General features: G+C 41.8%; 19 protein-coding genes and 1 pseudogene. 5 read left to right on the top strand and 15 right to left on the bottom strand.

What is annotated here, in order from left to right; translation table 11 throughout:
- The first annotated feature begins 48 nt into the window (after positions 1–48).
- From ACOXY8_RS03560 to ACOXY8_RS03550, 3 genes are all read left to right on the top strand, one after another.
- The gene (locus ACOXY8_RS03560; protein WP_458330171.1) at positions 49–3498 is read left to right on the top strand and encodes a pyruvate carboxylase; all 3450 of its coding nucleotides are present in this window, start codon (positions 49–51) and stop codon (positions 3496–3498) included.
- Between the two features lie 122 nt (positions 3499–3620).
- The gene (locus ACOXY8_RS03555; protein WP_458330170.1) at positions 3621–5225 is read left to right on the top strand and encodes a peptide chain release factor 3; all 1605 of its coding nucleotides are present in this window, start codon (positions 3621–3623) and stop codon (positions 5223–5225) included.
- 255 nt (positions 5226–5480) lie between these two features.
- Positions 5481–6185 (top strand): porin family protein, encoded by a 705-nt coding sequence (locus ACOXY8_RS03550; RefSeq protein ID WP_458330169.1) that lies wholly within the window; start codon positions 5481–5483, stop codon positions 6183–6185.
- A gap of 65 nt (positions 6186–6250) precedes the next feature.
- On the opposite strand, the gene ACOXY8_RS03545 is transcribed toward ACOXY8_RS03550, so the two are convergent.
- The 4 genes from ACOXY8_RS03545 to ACOXY8_RS03530 all read right to left on the bottom strand — a co-directional run bounded on the left by ACOXY8_RS03545 (position 6251) and on the right by ACOXY8_RS03530 (position 13317).
- Positions 6251–8590, bottom strand: coding sequence for a GH92 family glycosyl hydrolase (locus tag ACOXY8_RS03545; protein WP_458330168.1), 2340 nt, complete (start codon positions 8588–8590; stop codon positions 6251–6253).
- A 204-nt stretch (positions 8591–8794) separates the two neighbouring features.
- Complete coding sequence (locus tag ACOXY8_RS03540; RefSeq protein ID WP_458330167.1) at positions 8795–9499, bottom strand: hypothetical protein; 705 nt, start codon at positions 9497–9499, stop codon at positions 8795–8797.
- Positions 9499–12486: an HsdM family class I SAM-dependent methyltransferase gene (locus ACOXY8_RS03535; RefSeq protein WP_458330166.1), complete on the bottom strand. Its 2988-nt coding sequence runs from the start codon at positions 12484–12486 to the stop codon at positions 9499–9501. Before ACOXY8_RS03535 ends, ACOXY8_RS03540 begins: the two co-directional genes overlap by 1 nt.
- Before the next feature lie 21 nt (positions 12487–12507).
- Positions 12508–13317, bottom strand: a complete 810-nt coding sequence (locus ACOXY8_RS03530) for a type IV toxin-antitoxin system AbiEi family antitoxin domain-containing protein (protein WP_458330165.1) — start codon at positions 13315–13317, stop codon at positions 12508–12510.
- Positions 13318–14457: 1140 nt separating this feature from the next.
- Between ACOXY8_RS03530 and ACOXY8_RS03525 the strand changes: the two genes are divergently transcribed.
- A complete protein-coding gene (locus tag ACOXY8_RS03525) occupies positions 14458–15231 on the top strand; it encodes a hypothetical protein (RefSeq protein ID WP_106565249.1) in 774 nt (257 codons plus the stop codon).
- A gap of 11 nt (positions 15232–15242) precedes the next feature.
- Entirely contained in the window at positions 15243–15650 is a 408-nt protein-coding gene (locus ACOXY8_RS03520) for a DUF5675 family protein (RefSeq protein WP_106566052.1), read from the top strand.
- A 492-nt stretch (positions 15651–16142) separates the two neighbouring features.
- Here the strand turns inward: ACOXY8_RS03520 and ACOXY8_RS03515 are convergent, their stop codons facing one another.
- From ACOXY8_RS03515 to ACOXY8_RS03465, 11 genes and pseudogenes are all read right to left on the bottom strand, one after another.
- A complete protein-coding gene (locus ACOXY8_RS03515; RefSeq protein WP_349530794.1) occupies positions 16143–16565 on the bottom strand; it encodes a DUF6943 family protein in 423 nt (140 codons plus the stop codon).
- A gap of 622 nt (positions 16566–17187) precedes the next feature.
- Complete coding sequence (locus ACOXY8_RS03510; protein ID WP_349530793.1) at positions 17188–17805, bottom strand: hypothetical protein; 618 nt, start codon at positions 17803–17805, stop codon at positions 17188–17190.
- 953 nt (positions 17806–18758) lie between these two features.
- Positions 18759–19544: a hypothetical protein gene (locus tag ACOXY8_RS03505; RefSeq protein ID WP_130276927.1), complete on the bottom strand. Its 786-nt coding sequence runs from the start codon at positions 19542–19544 to the stop codon at positions 18759–18761.
- Positions 19531–19971: a hypothetical protein gene (locus tag ACOXY8_RS03500; protein WP_458330588.1), complete on the bottom strand. Its 441-nt coding sequence runs from the start codon at positions 19969–19971 to the stop codon at positions 19531–19533. Before ACOXY8_RS03500 ends, ACOXY8_RS03505 begins: the two co-directional genes overlap by 14 nt.
- Positions 19972–20028: 57 nt before the next feature.
- Positions 20029–20211, bottom strand: a pseudogene (locus ACOXY8_RS03495) (HNH endonuclease signature motif containing protein); the annotation flags it as partial.
- A gap of 3 nt (positions 20212–20214) precedes the next feature.
- Positions 20215–21309 (bottom strand): Fic family protein, encoded by a 1095-nt coding sequence (locus ACOXY8_RS03490; protein ID WP_084121506.1) that lies wholly within the window; start codon positions 21307–21309, stop codon positions 20215–20217.
- A gap of 132 nt (positions 21310–21441) precedes the next feature.
- Positions 21442–22104 carry an ATPase gene (locus ACOXY8_RS03485; RefSeq protein WP_458330164.1) on the bottom strand — a complete coding sequence of 221 codons (663 nt, stop codon included), beginning with the start codon at positions 22102–22104 and terminating at the stop codon, positions 21442–21444.
- Positions 22088–22852 (bottom strand): hypothetical protein, encoded by a 765-nt coding sequence (locus ACOXY8_RS03480; RefSeq protein ID WP_084121508.1) that lies wholly within the window; start codon positions 22850–22852, stop codon positions 22088–22090. The genes ACOXY8_RS03485 and ACOXY8_RS03480 overlap by 17 nt, the downstream gene beginning before the upstream one ends.
- Before the next feature lie 15 nt (positions 22853–22867).
- Positions 22868–23149, bottom strand: a complete 282-nt coding sequence (locus tag ACOXY8_RS03475) for a helix-turn-helix domain-containing protein (protein ID WP_084121509.1) — start codon at positions 23147–23149, stop codon at positions 22868–22870.
- Between the two features lie 89 nt (positions 23150–23238).
- Entirely contained in the window at positions 23239–24087 is an 849-nt protein-coding gene (locus ACOXY8_RS03470) for an RteC domain-containing protein (RefSeq protein WP_084121510.1), read from the bottom strand.
- A 39-nt stretch (positions 24088–24126) separates the two neighbouring features.
- A complete protein-coding gene (locus tag ACOXY8_RS03465; RefSeq protein WP_458330163.1) occupies positions 24127–26079 on the bottom strand; it encodes a heavy metal translocating P-type ATPase in 1953 nt (650 codons plus the stop codon).
- Position 26080 lies beyond the last annotated feature (1 nt).

Raw genomic sequence — 26080 nt, 5'->3', positions numbered from 1 at the left:
AAAAAGTATTAGCTAAATTGAGAAATCAATACTTTTTCTCCCAATTCTATGAATATCACTAAGATTTCCCGTTTGCTAGTTGCCAATCGTGGCGAGATAGCTATTAGAATATTACGTGCTGCTTCTGAGTTACGCATTCGCACAGTTGCTGTTTATTCCTTTGAAGATCGCTATTCGCTTCACCGATACAAAGCAGATGAGTCTTATCAAATAGGGTCGGATCAAGAGCCGCTGAAGCCTTATTTGGATATAGAGGAAATCCTCCGTATTGCCAAACTAAAGAATGTAGATGCAATCCATCCGGGTTATGGTTTCTTATCCGAAAATGTGCAATTCGCTCGAAGATGTGCTGAGGAAGGAATCATCTTCGTAGGCCCAAAGCCAGAAGTGATGGAGCGCTTGGGAGATAAAGTCGCAGCCAAAATTGTGGCCAAAGAAGTCCAAGTACCTACCATTCCAGATTCGGCTTTGAAATTGGATTCGGTGGAAATTGCCTTGGAACAAGCCAAAAGCATCGGTTATCCCATAATGGTGAAAGCAGCCGCGGGAGGTGGAGGACGTGGAATGCGTGTTGTCCAAAATGATGAAGAACTGCATAAAGCCTTTCAAGAAGCTAGAGGAGAAGCTGCCAAATCATTTGGTGATGACACTATTTTTCTTGAAAAATACATCGAGAACCCCAAGCACATAGAAGTGCAATTGCTAGGTGATAGCTACGGCAATTTGGTGCATTTATACGAACGCGATTGCTCTGTTCAGCGCCGTTTCCAAAAGGTCATTGAGCTTGCACCATCCAATTTGCCCGATCAAATTCGAGAGAAGTTATTTGAGTATGCGCTGAAAATTGGCAAGCATGTAAACTACAATAATGCTGGTACAGTTGAATTTCTGGTTGATCAGGAACTCAATATTTACTTTATCGAAGTAAATCCGCGCATCCAAGTAGAGCATACTATTACCGAAGAGATCACCGGAATTGATATTGTACGCTCACAGATTTTAATTGCAGCAGGAGTGCCTTTAGACCACCCGCAGATTTTCATTCACTCGCAGGAAGACGTTCGCTGTAATGGTTTTGCTGTGCAGTGCCGCATTACCACAGAGGATCCACAGAATGGTTTCAAACCTGATTACGGACAAATAATTGCTTATCGCAATGCAGCAGGCTTTGGAATCCGACTTGACGAGGGCAGCTCGTATGCCGGCGTGAAGATTTCGCCGTTTTTTGATTCTATGTTGGTGAAAGTTTCCGTTTGGGGTCGCACACTCAAAGGGGCTACACAGCGTATGCGCCGTTCGCTTACCGAATTCCGTATCAGAGGGGTAAAAACCAATATCCAATTCCTAATTAATGTAATGGACGATGAGGAATTTCAGGATGGTTTGGCTCGTGTGAATTTTATTCCAAGCAAGCCTGAATTGGTCATTCCGAGAATTGGCACTGGAAAAGATAGAGCCACAAAAGTCATCAAATATTTGGGTGAATTAGTTGTAAATGGCCATCCTGATATTAAAGAGGGAACATTGGCAAAAGATTTTCGAACGCCAATTGTTCCTGCTTTTGATAAATTAGCTGATTATCCGACAGGTTCCAGAAATCAATTGCAGCAACTTGGTCCACAAGCATTTGCCCAAAAACTGCGGGAGGATAAACGGATTCACTACACCGATACCACCTTACGCGATGCGCATCAGAGTTTGTTTGCTACTCGAATGCGAACAGCCGATATGCTGGCAATTGCCGAAGGTTATGCCAAATCTCACCACGAAGTATTTTCGTTGGAAGTATGGGGCGGTGCTACCTTCGATGTGTGTATGCGCTTCCTCCACGAAAACCCTTGGGAGCGCTTGAGATTGCTTAGAGAAGCCATTCCTAATATTCTATTTCAAATGCTTTTCCGAGGAAGTAACGCAGTAGGTTATACAGCATATCCTGATAATTTGATTGTGCGCTTTATCGAGAAAAGTGCTGAAAATGGAATTGATATTTTTAGGATTTTCGATTCGCTCAATTGGTTGGAAGCCATGAAGCTAAGTATAAAAACAGTGCGAGAGCGAACACAATCTTTGGCAGAGGTTTGCATTTGCTACACGGGTGATATTACAGATCCCTCCCGCAACAAGTACAACTTACAATACTATTTGGACTTGGCAAGAAGGATTGAAGACGAGGGAGCACATATTTTGGCCATCAAGGATATGGCAGGATTGCTCAAACCTTATGCAGCTGAACTCTTGGTGAAGGAGCTGAAAAAATCCATCGATATACCTATTCATTTGCATACACATGATACCGCTGGTATCCAATCTGCCACTTATCTGAAAGCGATAGAAGCTGGTGTGGATGTGGTAGATGTGGCGCTTTCATCTATGTCTGGACTTACATCGCAGCCTAATTTCAATTCATTGCTTGCGAGTATGAAAGGGCATGAAAGAGAAAATCCGATAGACTTGAAATCGCTCAATCAATACTCGAATTACTTTGAAGCCGTACGAGAATTTTACCATCCTTTCGAAAGTGAATTGAAAAGCGGAACAGCCGAAGTTTATGAGCATGAAATTCCGGGAGGACAATATTCAAACCTGCGACCGCAAGCGAGAAGTTTGGGTTTAGAAGAGCGATTTGAGGAGGTGAAGAAGAATTATGCGCTGGTCAATCAGCTTTTTGGAGATATTGTAAAAGTGACACCATCATCCAAAGTGGTGGGCGATATGGCTTTGTTTATGACTTCCAATAATCTGACCGTGGAAGATGTATTGAAGCGTGGAGAGAATTTATCATTTCCTGATTCTGTGAAGGCACTTTTTAGAGGCGATTTAGGACAGCCCGAAGGAGGTTGGCCGTCTGAGATTCAGAAGATCGTTCTGAAAGATGAAAAGCCTTATACCAATAAGCCAAATGAGCATTTGGAACCTATTGATTTTGCAAAGGAGTTGCCAGCCTTTATCGCTGAATTTAATGATGATAAATTGACGGAAGAGGATTTATTGTCTTACAAACTCTACCCGAAGGTTTACAAGGATTTTCACACATTCATGCAAGAGTATGGTAATACGGGTATTTTGCCTACTTCTGGCTTTTTCTATCCCATGCAGCCCAATGAGGAAATAATGGTAGAGCTGGAGCCCGGCAAAAATCTGCTAGTGCGCTATATGTACAAAACTGAGGCAAATGATGAAGGAAACCGCGATGTCTTTTTCAAAATCAATGGAATGACTCGAAGTGTTTCTGTACATGACAGACAAGTGGCCGTCACCAAAGTGAAAAACCGAAAAGTGAAAAGCGACAAGGACATTGGCGTACCACTTCAAGGCCGATTGATTAAGGTATTGGTAAAAGAAGGTGATAATGTTAAGAAGAATCAAGCGCTCTTTATGATAGAAGCTATGAAAATGGAATCGACCATCAGTGCACCGACCGATGGGGTTGTGAGTGATGTGTATTTAGAGGAAGGCGTAATGGTGGAGCAGGATGATTGTGTGGTGACGATGGGGTAGGGGATCGTATTGCAGATGGCAAATCAAACCCTCCAATAATCTAATTGGCTTTGGCCTTCAATTTTATTAATTTTGCAGGCCGTTTGGCTAGAGAGATATTTTTTTGCCGCAATTTCAGATTCATGACCTTACAAGAAGAAATCAACATCCGTAAAACTTTTGCGATTATTAGTCACCCAGATGCGGGTAAAACTACATTGACAGAGAAATTCTTGCTTTTTGGTGGAGCGATTCAAACTGCCGGAGCGGTGAAGTCCAATAAAATCAAAAAGGGAGCAACTTCCGATTTTATGGAGATTGAGCGTCAGAGAGGTATATCGGTAGCAACTTCTGTAATGGGCTTTGAATATGGAGGCAAGAAAATCAATATCCTCGATACGCCCGGTCACAAGGACTTTGCGGAAGATACTTTTCGTACCCTTACGGCTGTAGATAGTGTAATCTTAGTGGTTGATTGTGTGAAAGGTGTGGAGGAACAAACTGAGAAGTTGATGGAAGTGTGTCGGATGCGGAATACGCCTGTGATCATATTTGTGAATAAAATGGATCGTGAAGGCAAAGATCCATTCGATTTGCTGGATGAGTTGGAAGAGAAACTTTCGATTAGCGTTCGTCCACTTACTTGGCCGATTAGTCAAGGATCCTCTTTTAAGGGAATTTATAATCTGCAAAAGAAGAATTTAAACCTTTACTCAATCAACAAGACCAAGATTGCTGATGATTTGGTGAAAATAGATGATCTGGCAGATCCGCAATTGGATAAGCTGGTGGAAAAGCGCTATGCCGACAAATTGCGGGAGGAAGTAGAGTTGATTGAAGGTGTGTATGAAGATTTGAGTGAGGAGGATTATGCAAAAGGAAAGATTGCTCCAGTTTTCTTTGGCTCGGCTATCAATAATTTCGGAGTGAAGGAATTGCTTGATATATTCTGTGAAATAGCTCCATCCCCCCGCCCAAGAGAAACGCAAGCTAGGATGGTAATGCCTGATGAGAAGAATTTCAGCGGATTTGTTTTTAAAATTCATGCCAATTTAGATCCCAATCATAGAGATAGAATTGCCTTTTTGAGAGTGTGTTCAGGCAAGTTTGAGCGAAATAAATTTTTCTATCATACCCGCTTAGGTAAAAAACTAAAATTTGCAAACCCTACTACCTTTATGGCAAATGAAAAGAGCTTGGTGGAAGAATCCTTTCCCGGGGATGTGGTAGGCTTGTACGATAGCGGCAACTTCAAAATAGGAGATACGCTTACGGAAGGAGAGGCTTTAGCCTACAAAGGAATTCCTAGTTTCTCGCCAGAGATATTTAGGGAATTGGTAAATAAGGATCCTTTTAAAGCCAAGCAATTAGAAAAGGGAATCCGTCAGTTGAGCGAAGAAGGTGTTGCTCAGCTTTTCTTGCAGCAACCCGGGAATAGAAAAATCATCGGTACGGTTGGCGAGCTTCAATTCGATGTAATCAAATTCCGATTAGAGCATGAATATGGTGCCAAAGCAGATTTTTATCATCTCAACTATTACAAAGCTTGCTGGATGACTTCGGATAAAAAGGAAGCCATTGAAGAGCTGATCAGAAAAAGAGGCAGTTATGTGGCTTATGATAAAGATAATAATCCAGTGTACTTTGCTGAATCTCAATGGCTACTCAATACCGTAAGAGAAAATTTCCCTGATGTGCAATTCCATTTCACCTCAGAGTTTAAGAATAAATTGGCGGAATTGGCTTAGGCAAAGCAGTTTAGTTAATTACAATTAAGAGGTTGTTTTGGGTTTTAATTACATAAACAATCCATCTTTTTAATGCCTAAATATTTTTTGATCGAAATAAATAGAATAAGAGAAAGCCTCGATAGATAATTTTTGATATAAAAATCAATTTTATATTTATCTGTTTCCAACTACCGGTTATTTAAATGTGTCTCCATTAGTAAGATTTAGTGTAATGAGGTCTCAATGTCTTTTTAACCTTGTAAAAAAAATAATATGAAGAAGAACATTCTAATACTTTCAGTGCTATTGATCATTCTGGGTAATGTAAAAACTGTTGCGCAGGATTCGCCATTTAGGTTTGGTATTAAGGGAGGAGTAAATTTGTCATCATTAGCGATTGAAAGGGATGGTTTGCCAGACTATAATAGAAAGTTAGGCGCACATCTTGGTGTAACTGCTGACTACACCGTAATTGATGCATTTTTTCTGCAAACCGGATTGTCAATAATAAGCAAGGGAACGGAAATCAAAGGAGATGCCCCTATTGGGTTTGATGAAACTATATTATCTTCAGGAAGAGAGGCAAGTATGCAGTCACAGCAATGGAACTTGCATGTTCCTTTATATTTAGGATACGAAATTGAAGCATCTCCTAAATTCAATATCCTGATAAATGCAGGCCCCTATTTTGAATGGGGAATTGCCGGGAAAACGAAGCTTACGGGCGATATCATCTATGGCGATATGATTGAATTTAGTACGCTTGAGTATGATACTTATGGAGAGAAGGGTTTAGACAGCTTTGATATGGGAATTGGCGCAGGAGTAGGTGTAGATATAGGCGAAGTAGTAATTGGTTTAAACTATGAATTAGGGATGAGAGATATTGGTCCCAGCGAAGAATCTCCTATAGCTTTTTATAATAATTCAAGCTATAAAAACCGAAACATTTCTTTGTCTTTGAATTACAGGTTTTAGTTGGATTGAGCCTTCTATTTGCTTGAGTATAGGTGCAAGCAAATAGAAGGTTCAATACATTTTGATTACAAATCTGCTTTCGCCTTCATGTAGAATTTGATTTCACCTCCCGCAGCAATATCACTATGCTTTAGCTGGAGGTTTTCGATTTGCTTCCCATTTACCATAACCTTGTCGACGTACACGTTTTCAGTACTTTGATTTTCGGTATTGATTGTGAGCGTTTTGCCATTTTCTAATCGGATAGTTGCCTTATTTACCATAGGGCTACCAATTGCGTATTCATCCGATCCGGGTAATACGGGATAAAAGCCAAGTGCACTAAATACATACCAAGCACTCATTTGGCCAGCGTCGTCATTTCCACAAAGTCCATCTGGACCATTGCTATACATTGTGTTCATAATATTTCGGACTCTAGCTTGCGTTTTCCAAGGTTCATTGGTCCAGTTGTATAAGTATGGAATGTGATGACCAGGCTCATTGCCGTGCACATAGTTTCCAATGATGCCGTCACGAGTGATGTCTTCATTTTTTTCAATGTATCGTTCTTCAATTTCTGTAGTGAAAATGCTATCCAGATGGATACTGAAGCGATCTTTGCCACCCATTAGTGAAATCATATTATCTATGTTCTGCGGCACATATAGCCCATAATTCCAAGCATTGCCTTCGATGAAGCCTTGTCCATGTGTATCCAATGGATCAAAATCCTCCCGCCATTCTCCATTGGCAAGTTTGGGTCTCATATAGCCACTCTCAGCATGGTACACATTGTTATAATATTCTGCCCTTTTCATATACTCATCATACACGGCAGTATTTCCAGCTTTTTTGGCTATTTGTGCAATACACCAATCGTCATAAGCATATTCTAAGGTCTTGGATACAGACGAGCTGCTTTTATCTTCCGGTACAAATCCTAGCTCCATATAGTGTTCTAATCCATCATAATAGGGAACAACTGATGTATTGATACTAGCTTGTAAAATTTTATCTAGATCTACGTCTGTAGTGTTTTTGGCAATAGCATCAGCAATCACTGAGACAGAATGATAGCCAACCATACACCAGTTCTCATTGGCATAATGACTCCAAACAGGAAGCATTTTATGAACGCTTTCGTCGTGATGAGCCAACATGGATTTTACCATGTCGTTGTTGCGAGAGGGTTGGGTGATATTGAAAAGCGGGTGGAGGGCTCTATACGTATCCCAAAGCGAGAAAATGGTATAATTGGTAAAGCCATCCGATTGATGAATATTTTGATCTAAACCTCTATAACTCCCATCTACATCTTCATAGATAATTGGCCCAAGCATGGTATGGTAAAGCGCGGTGTAGAAGGTTTCCTTTTGAGCTAATGTTTCGGTTTCTACTTCAATTTTGGAAAGTTCTTTCTGCCATTTAGCTTGGGTTTCGGCTTTCGTTTTTTCAAAATCCCAATGTGGAACTTCCGCTTCCAAATTTTTTACAGCCCCTGCCATGCTTACCGGAGAGAGTGCAAACTTGATTTGGATTTGCTCATTTGGCTCGGTATCAAAGTCAAAATAGGCTCTAAGGTTATGTCCTGCCATTTCAGGAAAGTTATTTTCTTCATCAAATTTTCTGTAGAAGCCATTGTACTTCACATCGTCGTATTTCTTATGGCCATAATTCTTGAATGGCTTAGAGAACTTCATCGCAAAATGCACCAGTCGCGTTCTTGCCCAACCGTTAGTTTGTCTGTAGCCGGTTACGGTTGAATCATTTTCTACACGGATAAACGTCCATACATTTTTTCCCTTATAGTTGTAGATGTTGGACATTAAATCGAAGATAATATGTGCATCGCCACCCTCTTGAAATGTGTATTGATGGAAGCCAACTCGATCGGAAGCAGTAAGTTCAGCAGTGATTGAATAGTCATCTAAAAGAACTTTATAATAGCCGGGCTCAGCAGATTCATTCTCATGTGAGAATTGTGAGTGGAAACCACTTTGAGGAACTGCAGCATCACCAGGCTCTAAGGTGAGATCACCTACTGTAGGCATAATCAGGAAATCGCCTAAATCTGAATGACCGGTTCCACTAAAATGCGTATGACTAAAACCAAATATGGTTGAATCATCATATTGATATCCAGAGCAATATCTATAGGTTTCCGGATTGTATTCACCATCTATATGCATTGGTTCCTGGTTAGTTTCTGGACTGAGCTGCACCATCCCAAATGGAGTAGTAGCACCCGGAAATGTATGACCCATATTCTTGGTGCCAATCATCGGGTTTACATATTGGATTAGGTTGTTGCTACTTGGCTCTTGAGCTTGAATTATTGCAGAATCCTCATCGGATTTCTTGCATGAAACAATGGTAAATATGAAGATGATTAATAGGGAGATTACAATAGAGGAGCGATTCATTGTAGACTTGGGTATAGTTTTGTTATAATATTCAATTAAAGATAAATTGAATTTGCTTATCAACCTGAGTGAGTGGGAAAATTTCAATTTATATATTGTTAATTAGAAGGAATTGCTAAATGGCTTTTTGATTTCTAAGAAGTTGGGACCCTATCAAATGCTTCTTGGCTTCTTTTTCAGATTGAGGATTATCAAATTAAACTATCACGATTTAAGATTTACCCAAAGATGAAGCATATGCAGTTCAAGTAATTCCTTTCTTTTGGGAGCGGATGAGTATTTATACACTTTACCGCTAGTGTTTGATTGATGAACCTTTATATAATCTTCATTATCCCAAGTTAATGAAGAATCATGCGGACTATCTATTTCTTCTTTTATCCAGCTATTTATCCTGGCTTCCCAAACAGCAAAGGAATCTGTTTGAACATAGCCAATAATGCAAGCATGGTGTACATCATTGCCGTGACGTAAATTCTTAAAACGTTCAATTCCTCCCGAATTTTTCAATTGATTTCCAGCTTTATATTCCCCAATCACGTACTCTCGTTCCCTTTTTTTAGGCAAAGTAGCACTCAAACGTTTCGCCTCAAACTTAACAAGTGGAAATTTCTTCCCTTTTTGATGGGGAGTTTGAGCGTAGGTATATGTTCCAAAAGCTGCAAAATCAGTTGAAGTGTTTTCTTTACTATTTTCTATGTTTTGGTGTTGGAAATAGAAAGGGTATTCATCTGGTTTATGAAAACCAAGTGAATGACAGAGTTCATTTGTAAGATGGTTTTCATTGTCTTCACAATTTCCTTCAAAATCTTCCAGAACTAAAATGACCAATGAATATACTTTTTCGATTATTCGTCCATCAGGTGCACTGCTTAGTGTACCAAAAGTGTTATTACTATGATACTCCATTATTTACCCTGATTATATAAGTCACTAAAAGTTTCATCTGCATCACGAATGGCAATGGACCTTAGCCAGTATCGTTTTTGATTAGGCTTATATAAGATGATCACATTTTTATGATAAACCCTAAGGATACGCTTTACCCAAAGGTTATAGGAAACTTGATGATCTATAAGCTGATTCAGCTTTGATTCTATATTACTGATAGTATCGGGGATTTCCATTTCCGGCTGATCACCCAAAACAAATGGATAAGCTATAAATTCATTTCCACGGATTGGATTAAGTGGTTTGAAGTCGTCATAAATTGAATTCAGTATTTCACAGTACGTTTGTCCAAATTGCTTAAGTTCCTTAGTGTTTACTGAATTTAGAACTTCACTTTTTTCACCTTCCTTTCTGAAATCAGAAATAAAGTTTGAAATATCACTTAATATGACTTTTTCGACATGGTTTAAATCAATCTTTGGGTAAGGTAATGAGAGAATGTCTGCCATTAACGGAACTCCTTCCCTTACTGTAATTACCTTGCCACTGATTAACCATATTAACCCAATATTTGCTTTGTCAGAAAGGAAATGTTGAATATGTTCCAACTCTTCTTTGTCATCGGTAGGTGTATGAATTCCAAACAAAGAGTCTTTAAAGGTTACATAATCATCCCTTAGATAAGTTGGGATTATGCCATTCCGCACATGTTCATGTACAATTAAGTGAGGTGACTCAAATAAGCTCTTCTTCCTAGGCCACTGAAAAAATTTAGTTTGGCAGGTAGTTATTTCACCATTTGTATCTATAAATTTTTTGCCAGTAATCCAATCTGCTCTATGCTTATTTTCTAAAGTTTTTAGCTCATTTTTTTCATTTTCAGAAATATCAGCTTTCGACATTAATCTTTTGATGTCTCTCAAAGGTTTAGAATCAGGACACTCCTGCCATCCTTCACCATATGCCCATTTTCGACTACCTTTTTTTTCCTTTAAGAAGTCCTTAAGTGTATTCTTCCCTGTAATTTTTTCTATTACTTGGAACAATCTACCTCCTCCCATAAAGTTAGCCTGCCAAATCCTTGGAATACTCAACGCTCTTTGCAAAGCCACCCAATGAAAATCATAGTGGTCAATTTCAAATTCAATCTTTTCACTTGATGCCCTTGTCCGCCTAAAAATCAAATGTTGAATGGGTTGTTCTGTATGGTCAGATTTTTCAGCTAAAACAGCTACCACGGGAGGCTTAGCACTGGAGCTACTCCCAATAAACAACTTGGCTCTTAACGGCGTAAAATCGAAAATCGTTTTGAAACGATTTGTTTCAATCAAGTAACTTCTAAAGTTGTGAACTTTTGTGTTGTAAAGAACGGGACCGGCCGGTAATATTAAACAGGTATTTCCACCTTCTTTCAGTAGCTTGAAAGATTGTTCCAAGAATAATAAAGCAATCTGTTTTTGAGGAACTTCAGGCCGTTCTCTATCTTCACTTTTTGCTTTATCATCTACAGAGGATGCCCAATCAGTAAATCTCTCCTCAAATGGAGGGTTTCCAATAACCAGATCGAATAGAGGTTCTAGTTTGTTTTCAAAAAGAGTTTTGAAGAAGTCACCTGAAATGAGGTTTTGATCGATAAGGTTATCAAAATGGACATTTTTCCAGATCTCTTTTGGTGATAGGGCATCTAGGAGTGCCAAACCGAGACTAAAGTATGTTAATGTTACTGCCTCTTCTTCCAGATCACAACCGTATATGTTGTTTTTTAGTAATGCTTTTAATTCATCAACATTATCCTTGGTTGGTTTTTTCCAATTATTTCTAACTCTCCACCATTGAATCATTCTTTTGTAAGCGCCCACAAGGAAAATTCCCGAACCACAGGCAGGATCGAGAACTTTAAAGTGCTCTTTTGGCGTACTAAGCGGCATAGTACGATCTACCAGAAACTGAACAAGGTATGGAGGTGTATAAACTACTCCTTTTTTCTTGTTTCCGTTTTCATCGGCTAGAAAGTCCTCATAGATATGACTAATCAATTCGATTGGTAAGTAGTTGAATTGATATAGTTTCCAAAGAGAAAGATTACCTAAGCCATGTTTTGAAGATGGAAAAATGGCAGCATCTCCTCTAACAAATAATTGAAAAATCCTTAAATCTACTTTCCTAAGTTCATTCAGTTCATCTTGGCTTAAATAAAAAATTTGTCCGTTGAAGTGTTCCTTGCTGGAAAGATCCTTTAGCATAGCGGAAAACGTCTCTACATTTTCCAATACACCTTCTAAAGTAGGATCATCTTGGTTATAATCTCTATAAAACTCTTCTGGGTTTAAAGCACCTTTTCCATCCTTATCTTTACGCTCTTCCAGGTATTTTATGAGGATAAGCATCATCAAAACTTTCTTAACCAAAAGAGCTTTTTCTTGTCCAACTTGACTGATAATATTTGCCTTGGCGTTTTTAAGCTGAGTCAATAACTGTTCATAGGCGCTTTGTCCATATTTGATGCCGCTTCCTGTTTCAGAATCCCAAAATAATCCTGAATCAAATTGACGTGCATGATATTGTTGGATATTGGATTGAACATCACTCAACAAGTTAATTACATCATGTGCTTTGGTTATGAATTGAGGGTCATCCTTATTCCAATCGGGTTTTAAACCACAGTTATAAACTAAAACTTCAGATTCACGAAAAATAAAAGCATATGGAACAACGCCTGCATTCCATAGGTGATGATGAATCTGAGCTGGAGAGTTTTGGTCTAAGTTAATTTCGGAATATTCGTAAATATATATTTGAGGTCTAGGAGGTCGTATATCCTCACTAAAAAACCTAAAGTATATAGCCTTTGCATTGAAGCGCTCAGCTTGTTCAAGTGCTAAATATATATGCTCGTTATCCTTCTCATTTTCTTTATCAGAAACCCATCGTAAACCATAGGAGCCATTCTTCATCCCCAAAGCTTCCAAACCACTTATCAACGATATGTTTTTATTTAAGCTCATCCCACAGGATATTTCTACATCTTATAAACTATAACAATTTTGGTTCACAGTTTCGAATATTTCTGTTTCAGAAATATTCAATTTCAGTTTCCATTCACCATTGTATTTTCCTTCGTTTTTTCCCAATGGATCTAAAGGATTGTAGGTTTGTGTAAGGAGGCCTTTGGCAAAACGGATAAAGGTTTTCATGCCTTTTTTGTCTAGTATCTCTGCCAAGTAGCCCATACGTTTTGTGCTAGCCTGGTTATTTACAACCCGGCAGTATTGAATCATTTTTTCGGCAGAGAGCTTCGCTGTATCAAAGGCTCGAATTAGTTCGGCATAGCCACCTGAATGTTGGGGAAGGTCAAAGCAATCCACTATAGTTTTCTCCACATCGGTAATCGCATAGCTGTGGTTGCCATAGCCTTCTTTTATAATGCCTGTTCTTTTGGTCGGAGCGATCTTTACAAACTGATAGTTTACACCAAAAACTTGTTTTGCTGGTTTTACTTTGGCGGTTTGGATGAATACGGAATTGGGAAATTGCTCCGTAAGCCCGTGCAGGTTTAAAGCTGACCAATAGGCTACAGCTCCGTCCTCTACTAATCGGGTGCCGATCACTTTTTCATCTCGAAAGCTTGAACGGCAGTATTTACCTCGTTCAATGCGGGAAAGGATTTTTTTGTGCGCCAAGTTTTCAACCAGTTCATTAATGTTATCAAATTGGTTTGAGGCGACTTCTTTTAACTCTTGTAGTGTGAATATGTCCATTTCATACTCGTCTAAGAGGAGCATCAGATTAATTTGATATTGAGTCAGGTTTTCGGAAATGTATGTGCTTCTAGCCATTATATTTTGGTTCGCTATAAACCCTAATAAATAGGGTTTATTCTTTCTTGAAACATTATCCAAATATAGATTTATTTTAAGAGAATCAAAATATTTTAGGTGGTTTATTCATTCTCATTTTCTAAGCATTTTTAATGGATATGAGGTGAAATGGCTATCTCAACCTGCCACTAACTCGATAGCCCTATCAGCTTCCAATTATTCTAATTCATAATTTGGATTAAACCTGATGGAATTTTATCCTCTTCATAAGTGTCTTATTATCTAATCGTTTTTAACACTTTTTACTAGAAATTTACTGAAATGAAGATTTTAGATAATGTGCCATAAAGCAATATCAACATGAGCTTTATGAATGTGTGAAGTTGTTATTTTAGCATTCAAATTGAAGATAAATTGAAATTGCTTATCAACCTGAGGAATTGTAATTAAACTGATAATTGGTTTGTCTGATGAATAAAAAAGCCTTCCGTTTTCACAGAAGGCTTTTAAATGTCGGGGTGGCAGGATTACAACCACCCCGTGCAAATCTTTATGTATCAGTAAGTTACAAAACGTAATTTCAGCGGGTTCACCGTTCAGTTCTCAATTTATCCGAACTGGTTTGAGTGCATTTGGTGAACTCCGAAACCTTTACAAATATACAAAAAAGCCTGCTTTTTGGGTTCAAATCGTGGCAAAAAGTGCTAAATTTTATTGGTAACTGGCGATAGATTTTAGTGCCGTTTGACTGCCTTCATCTGGCAAGGTCAATCGGTGATGTAGCGCTCTACAATGGACGGTGCAAGGCCAGTGAATTCGCAAAATTCGTTTACGCTCACGAACTGGTGTGACTCTTTAGCAAGCTCCTCCCTAATCCTGTTAAGGAGCTTCCTGCCGTATCGTTCACTCTTGCCAGTGATCCGCTGCACGTCTTTTGGATAAATACAGGCTCGTTTGGTTTCGATCATACTTTATCTATACTTCATGTATGCTTTTGGTGTACTGTAAATATACGGAATGCCATTGGCAGTTCATTTTGAACCATTCGGAATAAACGGTATTCAATGTTCCTAACCGGAACCTGTTTTTTGTCTGCCCTTCGTAATTATCGGATTTTCGAAGAGTTGCAACGAAGCAACAAATCAAAATTCAAATGATATGGCAAGACAAGCTGGGATTATCAAGTTGAAGGGCAAAGTCGGTGACATGTCCTTTTACAAAACGAAAGATGGCTACCTGGCCCGGGAAAAGGGTGGGGTGGACAAAGACCGGATCCAGAATGATCCGGCTTTTCAGCGTACCCGTGAAAACGGTGCTGAGTTTGGCCGTGCCGGTGCAGCCGGACGGACTTTGAGAACGGCCTTTAGGCCGCTACTTCTGCGTACCTCTGACAGTCGGTTGACCTCCAGACTGACCAAAGAAATGGTGAAGGTGATCAAAGCGGATGCAACCAGTGCCCGTGGAGAACGGAACGTTCTCGATGGTGAGCTGGAGCTTTTGCAGGGCTTTGAATTCAATGCAAATGGCCGTCTGGGAGCTACAATATATGCGCCATTTGACGCAAGTATTGACAGAGCTACTGGTGAAGCTGTAGTCAATGTGCCGGGCTTTGTTCCCCAAAATACCATTGCTGCGCCTCAAGGTGCTACGCACCTGAAATTTGTATCTGCTGCGGTGGAGATTGATTTTGAGGCCGATGACTTCACCCTGGTTGCTTCTGAAAGTGGAGAGATTGAAATCGGGCCACAGGCGGAAGCTGCGGTGAACCTGTCCAATGGTTTGCCTGCAAACAGTACCAAGGCACTAATGCTGGTTTTTGGTGTGGAGTTCTATCAGGAAGTGAACGGTAGCTTCTACCCACTAAAAAACGGCTCCTACAACGCCCTGGCGTTGGTGGCTATTGATGGTGCTCCTGCAGTTCAGCAAACCTAATTTTGGTTCGGATGGAATTGATTCTCACAAGAAGCTATTATCCGGAGGGAACCAACGGAAAGCTCTGTGATGGTGAGCAGCTGGTCTGCTCCACCATCGAGCTTCCCTGGAGGGAAAACCAGCGGATGGTATCGAGCATCCCGGAAGGGAGGTATGAGCTTGTAAAGCGATACACCGATAAACGGGGCTGGCATTTGCTGGTGAAAAATGTACCCAATAGAAGCGGCATCCTTTTTCACCCTGCCAATGACGCCCTGAAGGAACTGAAGGGCTGTATAGCCCCGGTTTCAAAGGTCATCGGTCCAGGTAAAGGGACGGATTCCAAAACTGCCGATTCCAGGCTGAAAACACTTGTGTTTGAGGCCATGGAAAGAGGCGAAAATGTATTTCTCAATATTCAAAAAGCAAAAAGCGTATGACGATCATAGAAAGGGCGAAAGCCCCAACACCCAAGTTTTTCAAAGTGCTCCGAAACGTGGGTTTGGCACTAGCGGCAGCTGGTGGCGCTCTGTTGGCAGCACCAATCAGTTTACCGGCCGGAATAGTTGCCCTGGGCGGCTATCTCACCGTAGGTGGGACGGTACTGACTGCAGTCAGTCAGGTGACTGTAGAGGATGGTGCAAAAGCGGACAGGAAAGATGGCTAACCTGGTAAGTGGAGGAGGCACGAAGGCAGGAACTGCCGGAGGCACGTTGCTGAGTGTCCTGGTGAATATCAGCTCCGGGGATATCCTCCACACCTGTGTATTAGCTGCTGTTGGAGCGGTAGTGAGCTTTACCGTGTCCATTCTGCTAAAGGTGCTATTCCAACGGTTCAAAAGAAAACATCCACCTCCGAAGGGGATGTGATTCCCGCAAGTCGGGAAAGTTTGTGTTCCTCTCAATTAAAAGGCCTCCTCGTGGGGTCTTTTTTCATTCCAGGAGGATCCGGAACATAATTGCTCTTTTTACCTGCTTCACAAGCTCCACCTGCTTTTGGAGAATCTTGGCTTTCTTCTCAAAGTCCTGAAGGAGTGCCAATGACTTTAGGTACTTCCCACGGTCTTTCAAGGCCTTTTCCTGCCCTGCCAGCAATACCGCTCTGGCATCACCTATCCTGATGAATGGGACAACAGAACCGGTCAAGTGTGGCGTGAACGCCTGTGCCTGCCAAAGACCGTAAGAGAGCCAGAAATAAAAGTTCCGTGCCTCTTCCGATTCTGTGGTGATGGCGAAGCAATTGGGACAAGGGGTATCGAGCGGCTTTCCCGCATTCAGCCCTTTGGACAAAATGAAGAAATGTGGCCGGGCACTGGAGAAGCCTGCATTGTAGGTTTTGATCTGAAAAGTGTGCATAGTATGAGCATTTAAAGTTTTGCTCGCTGCGCTTCGCACACATTTCAAAAGAGAAAAGAAAAAAGGGAAAAAAAGAAAAGAGAAAGCCTTTGGTCAGGTGGGCATGGACAGGGCAGTCAAGGTTTTTTGGAAAAATACTTCCGCCAATTGGCGGAGGAGATTTTTTCAAAAACCCGAAGGGCTTGACCTTGACGGTCCTGATTAGGGTTGGCCTAGTGCGGCCCGCCTAACTTAGCTGCACTCTTTGTTTTTGTTCTTCTTTGTCCGACACCAGAGAAAAAAAGAGCCCCCCTAAAAGGGAAGCTCTGAAAGGCACAACTCGAACCATAGAAAGCGAAGCGTATAATCTGTGATACCACAATGCTGAACGCCTGCATGGAACGGACGACCTGAGGTGCGAACGCCCGCCAGCAACCACCGGCTGCCGCAACGGACTCTAAATAATAACTTAAACATAATGCCCTTCATCACAGGAACGGTGTGATTGCGGCAAGGGCTGTGAAAAAAAAATACTACCTGAAGGGTGGAGATTTTTTTTGAAACAGGCGAAGCGGACCCTTGCAAGCTCTCACATCCGCATGCCTGTAACTTTGCTTTATGTTTTGGTTATTTTGAACCCGCTCTAATTGATGTTATTTACAATATCTCTTTCATTCAAGTAGTTGTTCAATTCATCAAACCTTAAATCCTTTAATTCATTATTCTCCCTGAGCTGGTCTATCATTATTCTTAACGAACGCCTTTGTCTATCCTTCCCTACTATTTCATTAAACCACTCAATACCATTGAGATTAGGGTCGGGTGACCTTTTATTGGTGAATTTGACGATGCTTTCGAGTCCTGACTCTGGAATAATATCCCATGAAATACAAAGCATATTAATTGCGGTAAGTAGCTCCCGATTGAAGGGATGTATTAATGCTTTGTCCTTGGATCCGGAAGAATTACTGTTGCCTGGAGAGTGATTCCCCTGCTCATGTATTAAAGGATTAAAAAGAGGAAGTGGGTCGTGTTTGATAATATCTAGAAATTCGTTGGCACAATGAGTACCGACAAAAAAGTATTTCGATTGAGTGTCATAATCACCCCTGGGTCTATACGAAAAGATGTAGTATTTGTCATCCAATGCCCCACAACAGCCTTGTTTGTGTTGACCATTAAGAAGTTTTAAGTAGTTAACGGGTTGAATATAAAATTTTCGGTTGAGTTCTTCCTTTCTTTTTCTGGTTCTACAATTCATAAATTATCAATATTGTTAGCTGTGGAAATTGAATTTAGTGCGGGAACGCAGGAAAACCAAAACGGCTGGACGGAGGCTGTGGAGCGCAGCGTAATGGACGAACGGCCAAGCCAGCCGAAGAGAGGAACGAACGGAGGCTTGCGAGCCGTCTGCGAGTGGAGCAAGGGGGCTAGACCGGAAAGCAGTGAGGTACGAACTGCGGGGGCTTGCTATGTGTGAAGTGGAATGCAGGGCTTTTGTAATTTGATCCTCCACAAAAGCCCGGAATGGAACGGAACTACACAAGGGCTGGCGTGATTTTTTGCCTTTTGAGCGTTGGCCGGGTATAAGCGATTACCTGTGTGTTGGGAACCGGGGTTGGTGCAAAAAGCATGACAGTCCCGCAGCCCGCAGCGACCCGCAGGCGAGCAAAAACACTGGCAGCCGGTGGATTTTTTGCGGCTGAACGAAGTGCAGTGAGCACTGCCAAGCTGAAGCAGACCGCTTTCAATTAAACAATTCCTGCAAAGCCTGGCAAGCGCAACGAAACGAAGAGAAGCGGCAAAAAAGACAGAGTAGGCTGCCGTGAGGATGACAACCGAGTTGCAAGCAGCATGACAGGCTCGGAGCTTTAGCGGAGACCTGTAAGGCAACACAGCTTATTTTTTGACCTTAGAAAATAGACCCTTTCAAAAAATGGGCTGTGGTGGCCTGGCATGATGCTATGCCGAGGGCGGAAGACGAACACCGCTTTTCCTGCGTGGGGTCAGGGTTGGGAAAAGCAAGTGTGGCACGGTATGGAATGGAGCGAAGTGGAATGGAATAACGGGCTACTCTTGCTGTGCGGTGCTGGAAGCTTGTGAGTGCAGCGCAGCGGAATGAGCAGGCTGGAGGCACAGGGGTGTGGGGAGAGACTATCTTCGGTAAGGGATTGACCTTAATTCGCTTCTCTTTGAAGGAGATCATGATGTATGTTAGACATCACTCAGTAATTCCGCTTTACACTTTCTTAAAAAGTACTTGAATTGAAGTAAATCAGATTGGCTTCTGACATCATTATTGAAAGTAGAAGGCTTACCATAAATCAAGGATTCAAAAGTGATTAATACTTTGTTCGTGCTAAGGCCATCGTAAAGGTTTATAAGCCCATCAAATATTTGGTCTCCCATCATGATGAAAACTCCTCGGATATTCAGGCTTATGCCGTGTTCAAAACTCATTATTTCTGATTCTAATAATTCCTCAGAAATTAGACCTCTATCTAACAGCTGTTTTACAAATTTCTTTCTAGCCTGATAGGCATTAAATTTTTCTTGATCAAAGGTATACTCGTTAATCTGGACTGTAACTTTTTCCAAATCGAGAAATTTGCACAAAGTCATTCTGTGCTGGCCGGTGGTAGTAAAATAAAGAGAGCCAAACTTTGAAACTGTTCTGGATTCGTTGTAATCACTTTGGGCGTGCTCGATCAACTCTTCATGAGTCATGTTTGAATGACGAATATCCTTAAACCTTTTCAAATTGTTCAATAAGTCAATCCAGGTAATATCACTCTCATCGTTATAAGCATAGGCGTATTGAATACCTTTTATATCTAGCGGACTAATGATTCCTCTGTAAGTCTTTGTTGAATTCCGAGAATAGAACCTATAGTTCTCAATTTCATTTATTCTGAGAACCTTTTCAGTATGCCACTTTTTAGGACGAATTGGGCATCTTTTTTTCAGCCAATCAAGATTGCTCTGCTTACTCTCCACCATAGATTTCATCAAATGTTGAATAGTTCTTAAAGCCTTTCCCTCTGTTGATCCTGCCTTGCTTTGTCTTGTCGATGCGATGCTGGAGGAACAAACATAGAGCCTCAAACTGGGCTTCTGGGACTTGGTAGGCACTGGCTTTAAATTCCTTTTTGATGATGCCCCAAATGGCAGCATAGTTCATTTTGGATTTACCAACATCGCCTTCCTTGTATTCGTTATATCGATCTATCAGATGCTTCACATAGTTTTTCAATTCCGCTTTTTTACCTATGGCACCATCAGCGAATTCCATCTTTGGTTTGCTTCTGGATTTATAAACAATGGTCTGTGCACTGATCGAATTGGCCACTGTAGAGTTGGACACATTGCCTTTGATGTTGATGGTATTTGATGACTTTGCACTGGATTTGCCTTTAGCTTTAATCATAAGATAGTTCTTGATTTGTTTGACCTCCTCCTCACTAATATCACCTTTTGTAATCTTGGAATGGCAAATCGGGCAAAGCATCAAAAGGTTGTCAGGGGAATTGTTTTCGGGAATTTCGTCAATATGATGAATTTCAAAATGATCTACATTCTGATCATCACAGATTGGGCACTGGGAGTTAATCTCTTGCTGTAAAAGAGATTTCGTTTTTTGGGGTATGGATTTTCGAGCTTTGGCCATGGTCTAACTTTGCTTCAGTAGTTGGTACAATTGCTGGTTGATGAAAATATTCTCTTTCCCGATAGGTTCGAGTTTTAGGATTCCAATGGATTCCAAAGTCTTTAAGTACCTGGAAGCGGCTTTTCTTTCTACGCCCAGCCCATTAGAGATATATTCTATTTTGGTATAGGGGTGAACAAACAATTGTTCGATCAAGTCTTTCGAGTAGATTTTAGGGGCTTCATTTTTTACCTTATCCTGAATCTCATTGAAGATGCTGTTGATCCCATGGATCTGGGAAATGGCCTTTGTCGCAGTATCCTCAATGGCCTTAAGCATAAACAATATCCAACCTTCCCAATTGTCTTTAGTCCTCACCTCTTGTAGCAATTTGTAGTAAGCTCCTTTGTGGCCTATAATGTAGCCACTGAGGTACAGCATGGGTATTTCCAACAGATTGTGAAGGATGAGGTAAAGCACGTTAATAATCCTGCCCGTCCGGCCATTTCCATCATAGAATGGATGGATGCTCTCAAACTGGTAGTGTTGTATGGCCATCCTGATCAGGGGAGACATTCTATCGGGTTCATCATTGATAAAGTCTTCCAGATTTTTCATCAGTCTGACTATTGTTTCTTTATCGTCCGGTGGTGTATAGATGGTTTTACCCGTCAGATCGTTTTTTAGGGAAGTACCAGGTAGTTGTCTAATTCCGGCCTCATTCTCTTCCAATATGGATTGAATCCGGACAATACCATTGGTGTTTAGGAAGCCTTTCTTTTTAATCTCCTCAAAACCATAGAGCAGGGCTTCCCTGTACCGTAGGACTTCCTTGGTCGAAGGATCAATTGTCATCGACTTGGCTGCCAGAGCCTGATAGAGCTTGTCATGCGTGGTAATGATGTTCTCCACCTCTGAGCTAGCCTGTGCTTCTTTGAGTACAATGGCATTGATCAAAATACCCTGGTTGGGCAAGGTCCTTGCCAATCCCTTCAGCTCTGCAAGGGCAACAGCAGCTTTACTTTCCTGTTTGAGGATTTGGATAGTCTCTACTTTTTCCACCGGAGGAGGTAGAAGAGGCAAATCATTGAGTGGTTTCGATGGATCGATATTCTTCATTCCTATTAATTACGTGAGACAAAAATACAAAAATTGGGACATGAAACAAGTTATATGTACCGTGATGGGACATGAGACAAAAACATTAAAAACGGGACATGAAAATCTGCACATGTACCACTAAGGGACACGTCATATCCTTTTGTCCTTGGCCTCCTTCTCAAAAGCTATTACATTCATCATCTCCCTCATCCTTGATCTAACCCTATTCCCATAACAGTTCTCTATCTCACTGGCGGAAAGGTTGGTCGTGGCATGCGTGAGCATGTGGCGGCTGATGAACATATCATAGCGGCTCAAAAGAATCTCGGCCATTACATTGGTTTCGTTTCCATAATACTTGATGTTGGATTCCACGCCCAAGTCATCAAAACAATAGGCTTTAGGGATCAGCTCTCCGCTTGTTTGCTGGAAGGCTGCTTTGGAGTATTTGTTGATAACAGGATAGCCGTCCTGGATGAATTCCAGGGTGATATCACGAGCGGATTTGATGATGTATTGCTCTTTGGGAGCCAACATAAACCGTAGAAGGGTCATCAGGGAAGTTTTGCCACAACCGACCGGGCCGGTTAGCAAAATGCCTTTGTGTAGGTCAATGCCGTGCTTTTCAGCATTGGGTTTGTCCTGATAAAAGTAGACCAAAAGTTTGAATATAATCAAGTGGTCTTCCTTCCATATCTGGAATTTTGGACTGATGTATTCTTTGCCTGCTTTCTCCAGGAATTCAAGGCATTTGTCGAATTGGATGACGTTGCTTCGAACACTCTCTGAGTGAGACTTAGAGTGGCTCGCCATAGTCCTTGCCGGTTCCTGAGTGGAGGTTTCCGGGTTTAGGACCTGGCTGATAGTTTCGCTGATCTTTTGCATAGGCATTGAATTTTTGTGCGTTCAGCATCCAGTTGCGGGCGGCTGCTTTCCAGTCCTTCATCTTGGAGCGGCCACCTACCAGCCAGCCATTGCTCTGGAAGTAGTTGTAAAACTTCTCGGCCTCCACGGGCGGATAGCCTTTTTCATCAAAGTAGATTTTGACATGATCTTCCAAAGGAGGGATGTCTGGACCATAGCCTGAGACTTCTTTTTTCTTTTGCCGCAACTTTTCTTTTTTCTTCATTTCCAAATCATTTGAACCAGTCTCCATTTTTTTTGCTCGCTCACCCAAGTTTGTTGCGTTTTCACTGTTTAAAGGGTTTGTATTGTTTGTAAAAGGTCTCACAGCTATTTCACTTCCATTATCAGCACCTGTATCACTACCCTTATCAAAACTGTACAGGTAAATGAGGCTGCCCCGGTGCGGATTGTAGGAAGGTTCATATCGGATAAATCCGAAACGATCCAACTCCTTCAAGCACTTGGTATAAGTATTTACCGAACCAATTTTTGACAACCTCATCAGCTCATCCCTGGATACAGAAATGGGGTTCTTGAAAAAGTTAAGGTTCCATCGCCTGAACAAGGCCATATACAAACTGATATGGTAGGGCGTGAGCCTGGTATCTGCATCCATCTGCTGGAACACTGCGGAAAGGTGCTTGATGTAGTTCATGCCCGGCCATGTGCTTTACCTCAAGCGGTTTTGAAACTTGTTGGACTGGAGCATCGCCTGAATGTCCGCATAGTCGTAATAGATTACTCCTCCGATCTTGGTAAAGGGTAATGTGCCGTTTACCCGTAGGTTCTGTAAAGTGCCGGGCGAAATGCCCAAAAGCTTGCGGACCTCATAGGATTTTAGCCATTTCTTTGTAGGCTGACCGGAATGTTCTTTGAGTAATCTTTTGAGGTCTTCCAGGAGCTCGATCTTGAACTCACGCAGGTCGTCTGTGGTAATTACTTCTGCTGCCATATCTTAACAAATGTTTATTGAACAGCGAAGATGTTCCCGTTTAGTGGGTTTTATTCACAAGCTAATCCGAAGTTCGGAAAGATTTTATCCTATTTTTCATCAGCTTCATCCATTCTACGAATGATACTTTCATGGAGGGAGTCCAGAAACTTGGTACGTCCGGTCTTGCGGATGCGAATTTCGAGGAAAGTGCGATGATATTGCCCCAATTCGATACCAAAGGTGTCTTCAAAAAATGCTGCAACTTCTTTCAGATCCGCAGTGCCATTGTTGAACACTCCACGAGCCTGAAGAGCATACATCAGTTCGATAAGAGAGACTTTGGAATCTGTCCATGTTAGTTTCCCCTTCGGTTCACCTTGTGATCTTCCATTGCTTAAGTCCCTCATATCCAGTTTGTTCAATTCATCTTCCAAATAGACATTGAGCAGGTCATTGGCCAGGATGTTGGAAACCTTAAAATCATGGCTAGTTGAGAAGTTCGGGTCAGTTTCAAAGAAGAAAGAATCAAGCGTTAACCTTATGTCCTGTTTGCCCCTTACAAAATATTTGTGATCCAGGTAATTGCTGTGAGTACGGTAATAGCGGTAAAATTCCAGATTGTCATCAAAATATCGTTTCAGTTTGTCCAGTTCATTCTGATAGTATTTGCGTCTTACTTTGATACCTCCATTGGGCTTGTTGGTTTCAATGTTGAACACACTAAGATGGTAGATGAGCTTACTGACGAATTTCGGTTTGATCTCCTTGAAAAACAGGATTTCGCTAGCTTGAGAATCTAATGGGTTTTTAGTCAAGCCCTCCCTTAACTGGTTAATGGCAATCAGGACCATTTGAAAGCTCATCTCTGATTTTTTGAGGAGGTTATCTTCCTCCAGATCGATCATTCTAAGTTTGTCCTCTAAATCTTCATATTGTTGGTTATAATTTTCAGGCATTTAAATAGTGAGTTTATTGATTCCATAGCATGTTCTAAGTTAATTTTGCTGTATCCTTACTGCATTTAAAATAGCCAATAATGCCACACCTACATCAGCAAAGACGGCTTCCCACATTGTGGCCAGGCCTCCGGCTCCAAGTGCCAGCACAATAAGCTTCACCCCAAAAGCTAGGCTGATATTTTGCCATACGATCCGTTTGGTCTGTTTGCCTAACTGAATAGCAGTAGCAATTTTAGAGGGCTGGTCGGTCTGAATGACCACATCGGCTGTCTCGATAGCGGCATCACTACCCAAACCACCCATTGCCATGCCCACATCTGCCAGAGCAAGGACGGGCGCATCGTTGATACCGTCCCCTACAAATGCGATGACACGGCTGGTATCTTTTTTCAGTTCTTCTACCTTTTCCACCTTTTGCTCTGGCAGCAGATCACCAAAGGCTTTATCTATTCCGAGTGATTTTGCGACTTGTTGAGTCACTGCATTCTTGTCTCCTGACAGCATGATCAGTTCCCGAACTCCTGATTTGTGTAATGCATTGATTGCCTGGGCAGCATCCTCTTTGAGTTCATCGGCTATCACCAGGTAACCGGCATATTTTTGGTCAACCGCTACATGAATGACGGTATTGACCTCCTCGGCAGCATCAGCACAGGTAACGATCCCTTCCTTATCCATCAGTTTTTGATTGCCAATGAGCACATGCTTACTATTTACTTTTCCTTTCAGGCCGTGCCCGGCTATTTCTTCCTGTTGCTCGGGTTCTGAAATTTTCCCTCCCTGCTTTTTAGTATATTCTGTAATGGCTTTTGCGATGGGATGGGTGGATTTGCTTTCCATAGCTGCCGCCAGACTAAGCCAATCTGTAGTGATACCCTCCATGGTCACGGCTTTCTGAACTTCAAACACTCCCTTGGTAAGCGTTCCGGTTTTGTCCATCACCACAGTATTGACTTTTGTCATGAGGTCAAGGAAGTTGGAGCCTTTGAACAGTATCCCTTTGCGGGAAGCTGCGCCTATTCCTCCAAAATAGCCGAGCGGTATTGAGATGACCAGCGCACAGGGACACGAGATCACCAGGAAGATCAAAGCCCTGTAAAGCCAGTCTTCAAACACATAGTTTTCTACAAAGAAATAAGGCAGGAAGGTCAATCCCACTGCCAGAAAGGTGACGATGGGTGTGTAAACTCGTGCAAACTTACGGATAAACTGCTCGGTTTTTGCCTTGCGGGCGGTGGCGTTCTGCACCAGCTCCAGGATGCGGGCAAGTGAACTTTCGTTGAATGGCTTGCTTACTTTCAGTTCGATCAGCCGATCCAGGTTGACCATTCCTGCCAGTACTTTTTCTCCTTTGTTGTAAGTAGCCGGTTTGCTTTCTCCCGTCAGGGCGGAGGTATTGAAGCTGCTTTTTTCACTAATCATTTCCCCATCGAGCGGTACTTTTTCTCCGGGTTTAACCTGTATGGTTTCCCCAATTTGTACTTCTTCCGGGTGTACGGACACCATTTGCCCGCTTCTATACACAGAGGCCGAATCCGGGCGTATGTCCAACAGGGCTTTGATGTTGCGTTTGGCCCTGTTCACAGCTGCATCCTGAAACAACTCACCGATAGCATAAAAAAGCATCACCGCCACCGCCTCGGGATATTCGCCTATGGCAAAAGCCCCCAGCGTGGCTATGCCCATGAGGAAAAACTCAGTGAACACATCACCTTTCAAGATGGACTTCCAGCCTTTGACCAATACCGGCCAACCCACGGGCAAATAGGCAAGCACATACCAGCCTATGCGGATCCATCCCTGGAAAAATGCAGGCTGTACCCATTGGTCAACGGCTATTCCTGCAAGCAACATGACAAGGCTTACAATACCACTTCCCCAGGTTTGCAGGAAAGTGGAGGAGGCTTTTTCATCCTGCTTTTTTGGTTTGTCCGGATGTTGCTCGGTGCTGCAGCAATCTTTGTCTTCTATATTGTTTGCATTAGTCATA

The organism is Peijinzhouia sedimentorum (assembly GCF_049340005.1).
Lineage (GTDB): Bacteria > Bacteroidota > Bacteroidia > Cytophagales > Cyclobacteriaceae > CAXBDP01.
Note: the sequence above shows the minus strand (reverse complement) of the source record. Positions and strands in the feature narration are given on the sequence as shown.

Excerpts from the sequence above, each read along its gene's own strand:
- ACOXY8_RS03475 (WP_084121509.1), bottom strand. The coding sequence starts at position 23,149 with ATGGCAGCAGAAGTAATTACCACAGACGACCTGCGTGAGTTCAAGATC.
- ACOXY8_RS03485 (WP_458330164.1), bottom strand. The coding sequence starts at position 22,104 with ATGGCGAGCCACTCTAAGTCTCACTCAGAGAGTGTTCGAAGCAACGTC.
- ACOXY8_RS03550 (WP_458330169.1), top strand. The coding sequence starts at position 5,481 with ATGAAGAAGAACATTCTAATACTTTCAGTGCTATTGATCATTCTGGGT.
- ACOXY8_RS03490 (WP_084121506.1), bottom strand. The coding sequence starts at position 21,309 with ATGAAGAATATCGATCCATCGAAACCACTCAATGATTTGCCTCTTCTA.
- ACOXY8_RS03510 (WP_349530793.1), bottom strand. The coding sequence starts at position 17,805 with ATGAATTGTAGAACCAGAAAAAGAAAGGAAGAACTCAACCGAAAATTT.
- ACOXY8_RS03555 (WP_458330170.1), top strand. The coding sequence starts at position 3,621 with ATGACCTTACAAGAAGAAATCAACATCCGTAAAACTTTTGCGATTATT.
- ACOXY8_RS03545 (WP_458330168.1), bottom strand. The coding sequence starts at position 8,590 with ATGAATCGCTCCTCTATTGTAATCTCCCTATTAATCATCTTCATATTT.
- ACOXY8_RS03470 (WP_084121510.1), bottom strand. The coding sequence starts at position 24,087 with ATGCCTGAAAATTATAACCAACAATATGAAGATTTAGAGGACAAACTT.
- ACOXY8_RS03515 (WP_349530794.1), bottom strand. The coding sequence starts at position 16,565 with ATGCACACTTTTCAGATCAAAACCTACAATGCAGGCTTCTCCAGTGCC.
- ACOXY8_RS03480 (WP_084121508.1), bottom strand. The coding sequence starts at position 22,852 with ATGAACTACATCAAGCACCTTTCCGCAGTGTTCCAGCAGATGGATGCA.
- ACOXY8_RS03520 (WP_106566052.1), top strand. The coding sequence starts at position 15,243 with ATGGAATTGATTCTCACAAGAAGCTATTATCCGGAGGGAACCAACGGA.
- ACOXY8_RS03530 (WP_458330165.1), bottom strand. The coding sequence starts at position 13,317 with ATGGCTAGAAGCACATACATTTCCGAAAACCTGACTCAATATCAAATT.
- ACOXY8_RS03525 (WP_106565249.1), top strand. The coding sequence starts at position 14,458 with ATGGCAAGACAAGCTGGGATTATCAAGTTGAAGGGCAAAGTCGGTGAC.
- ACOXY8_RS03500 (WP_458330588.1), bottom strand. The coding sequence starts at position 19,971 with ATGATTAAAGCTAAAGGCAAATCCAGTGCAAAGTCATCAAATACCATC.
- ACOXY8_RS03540 (WP_458330167.1), bottom strand. The coding sequence starts at position 9,499 with ATGGAGTATCATAGTAATAACACTTTTGGTACACTAAGCAGTGCACCT.
- ACOXY8_RS03505 (WP_130276927.1), bottom strand. The coding sequence starts at position 19,544 with ATGGTGGAGAGTAAGCAGAGCAATCTTGATTGGCTGAAAAAAAGATGC.
- ACOXY8_RS03465 (WP_458330163.1), bottom strand. The coding sequence starts at position 26,079 with ATGACTAATGCAAACAATATAGAAGACAAAGATTGCTGCAGCACCGAG.
- ACOXY8_RS03535 (WP_458330166.1), bottom strand. The coding sequence starts at position 12,486 with ATGAGCTTAAATAAAAACATATCGTTGATAAGTGGTTTGGAAGCTTTG.
- ACOXY8_RS03560 (WP_458330171.1), top strand. The coding sequence starts at position 49 with ATGAATATCACTAAGATTTCCCGTTTGCTAGTTGCCAATCGTGGCGAG.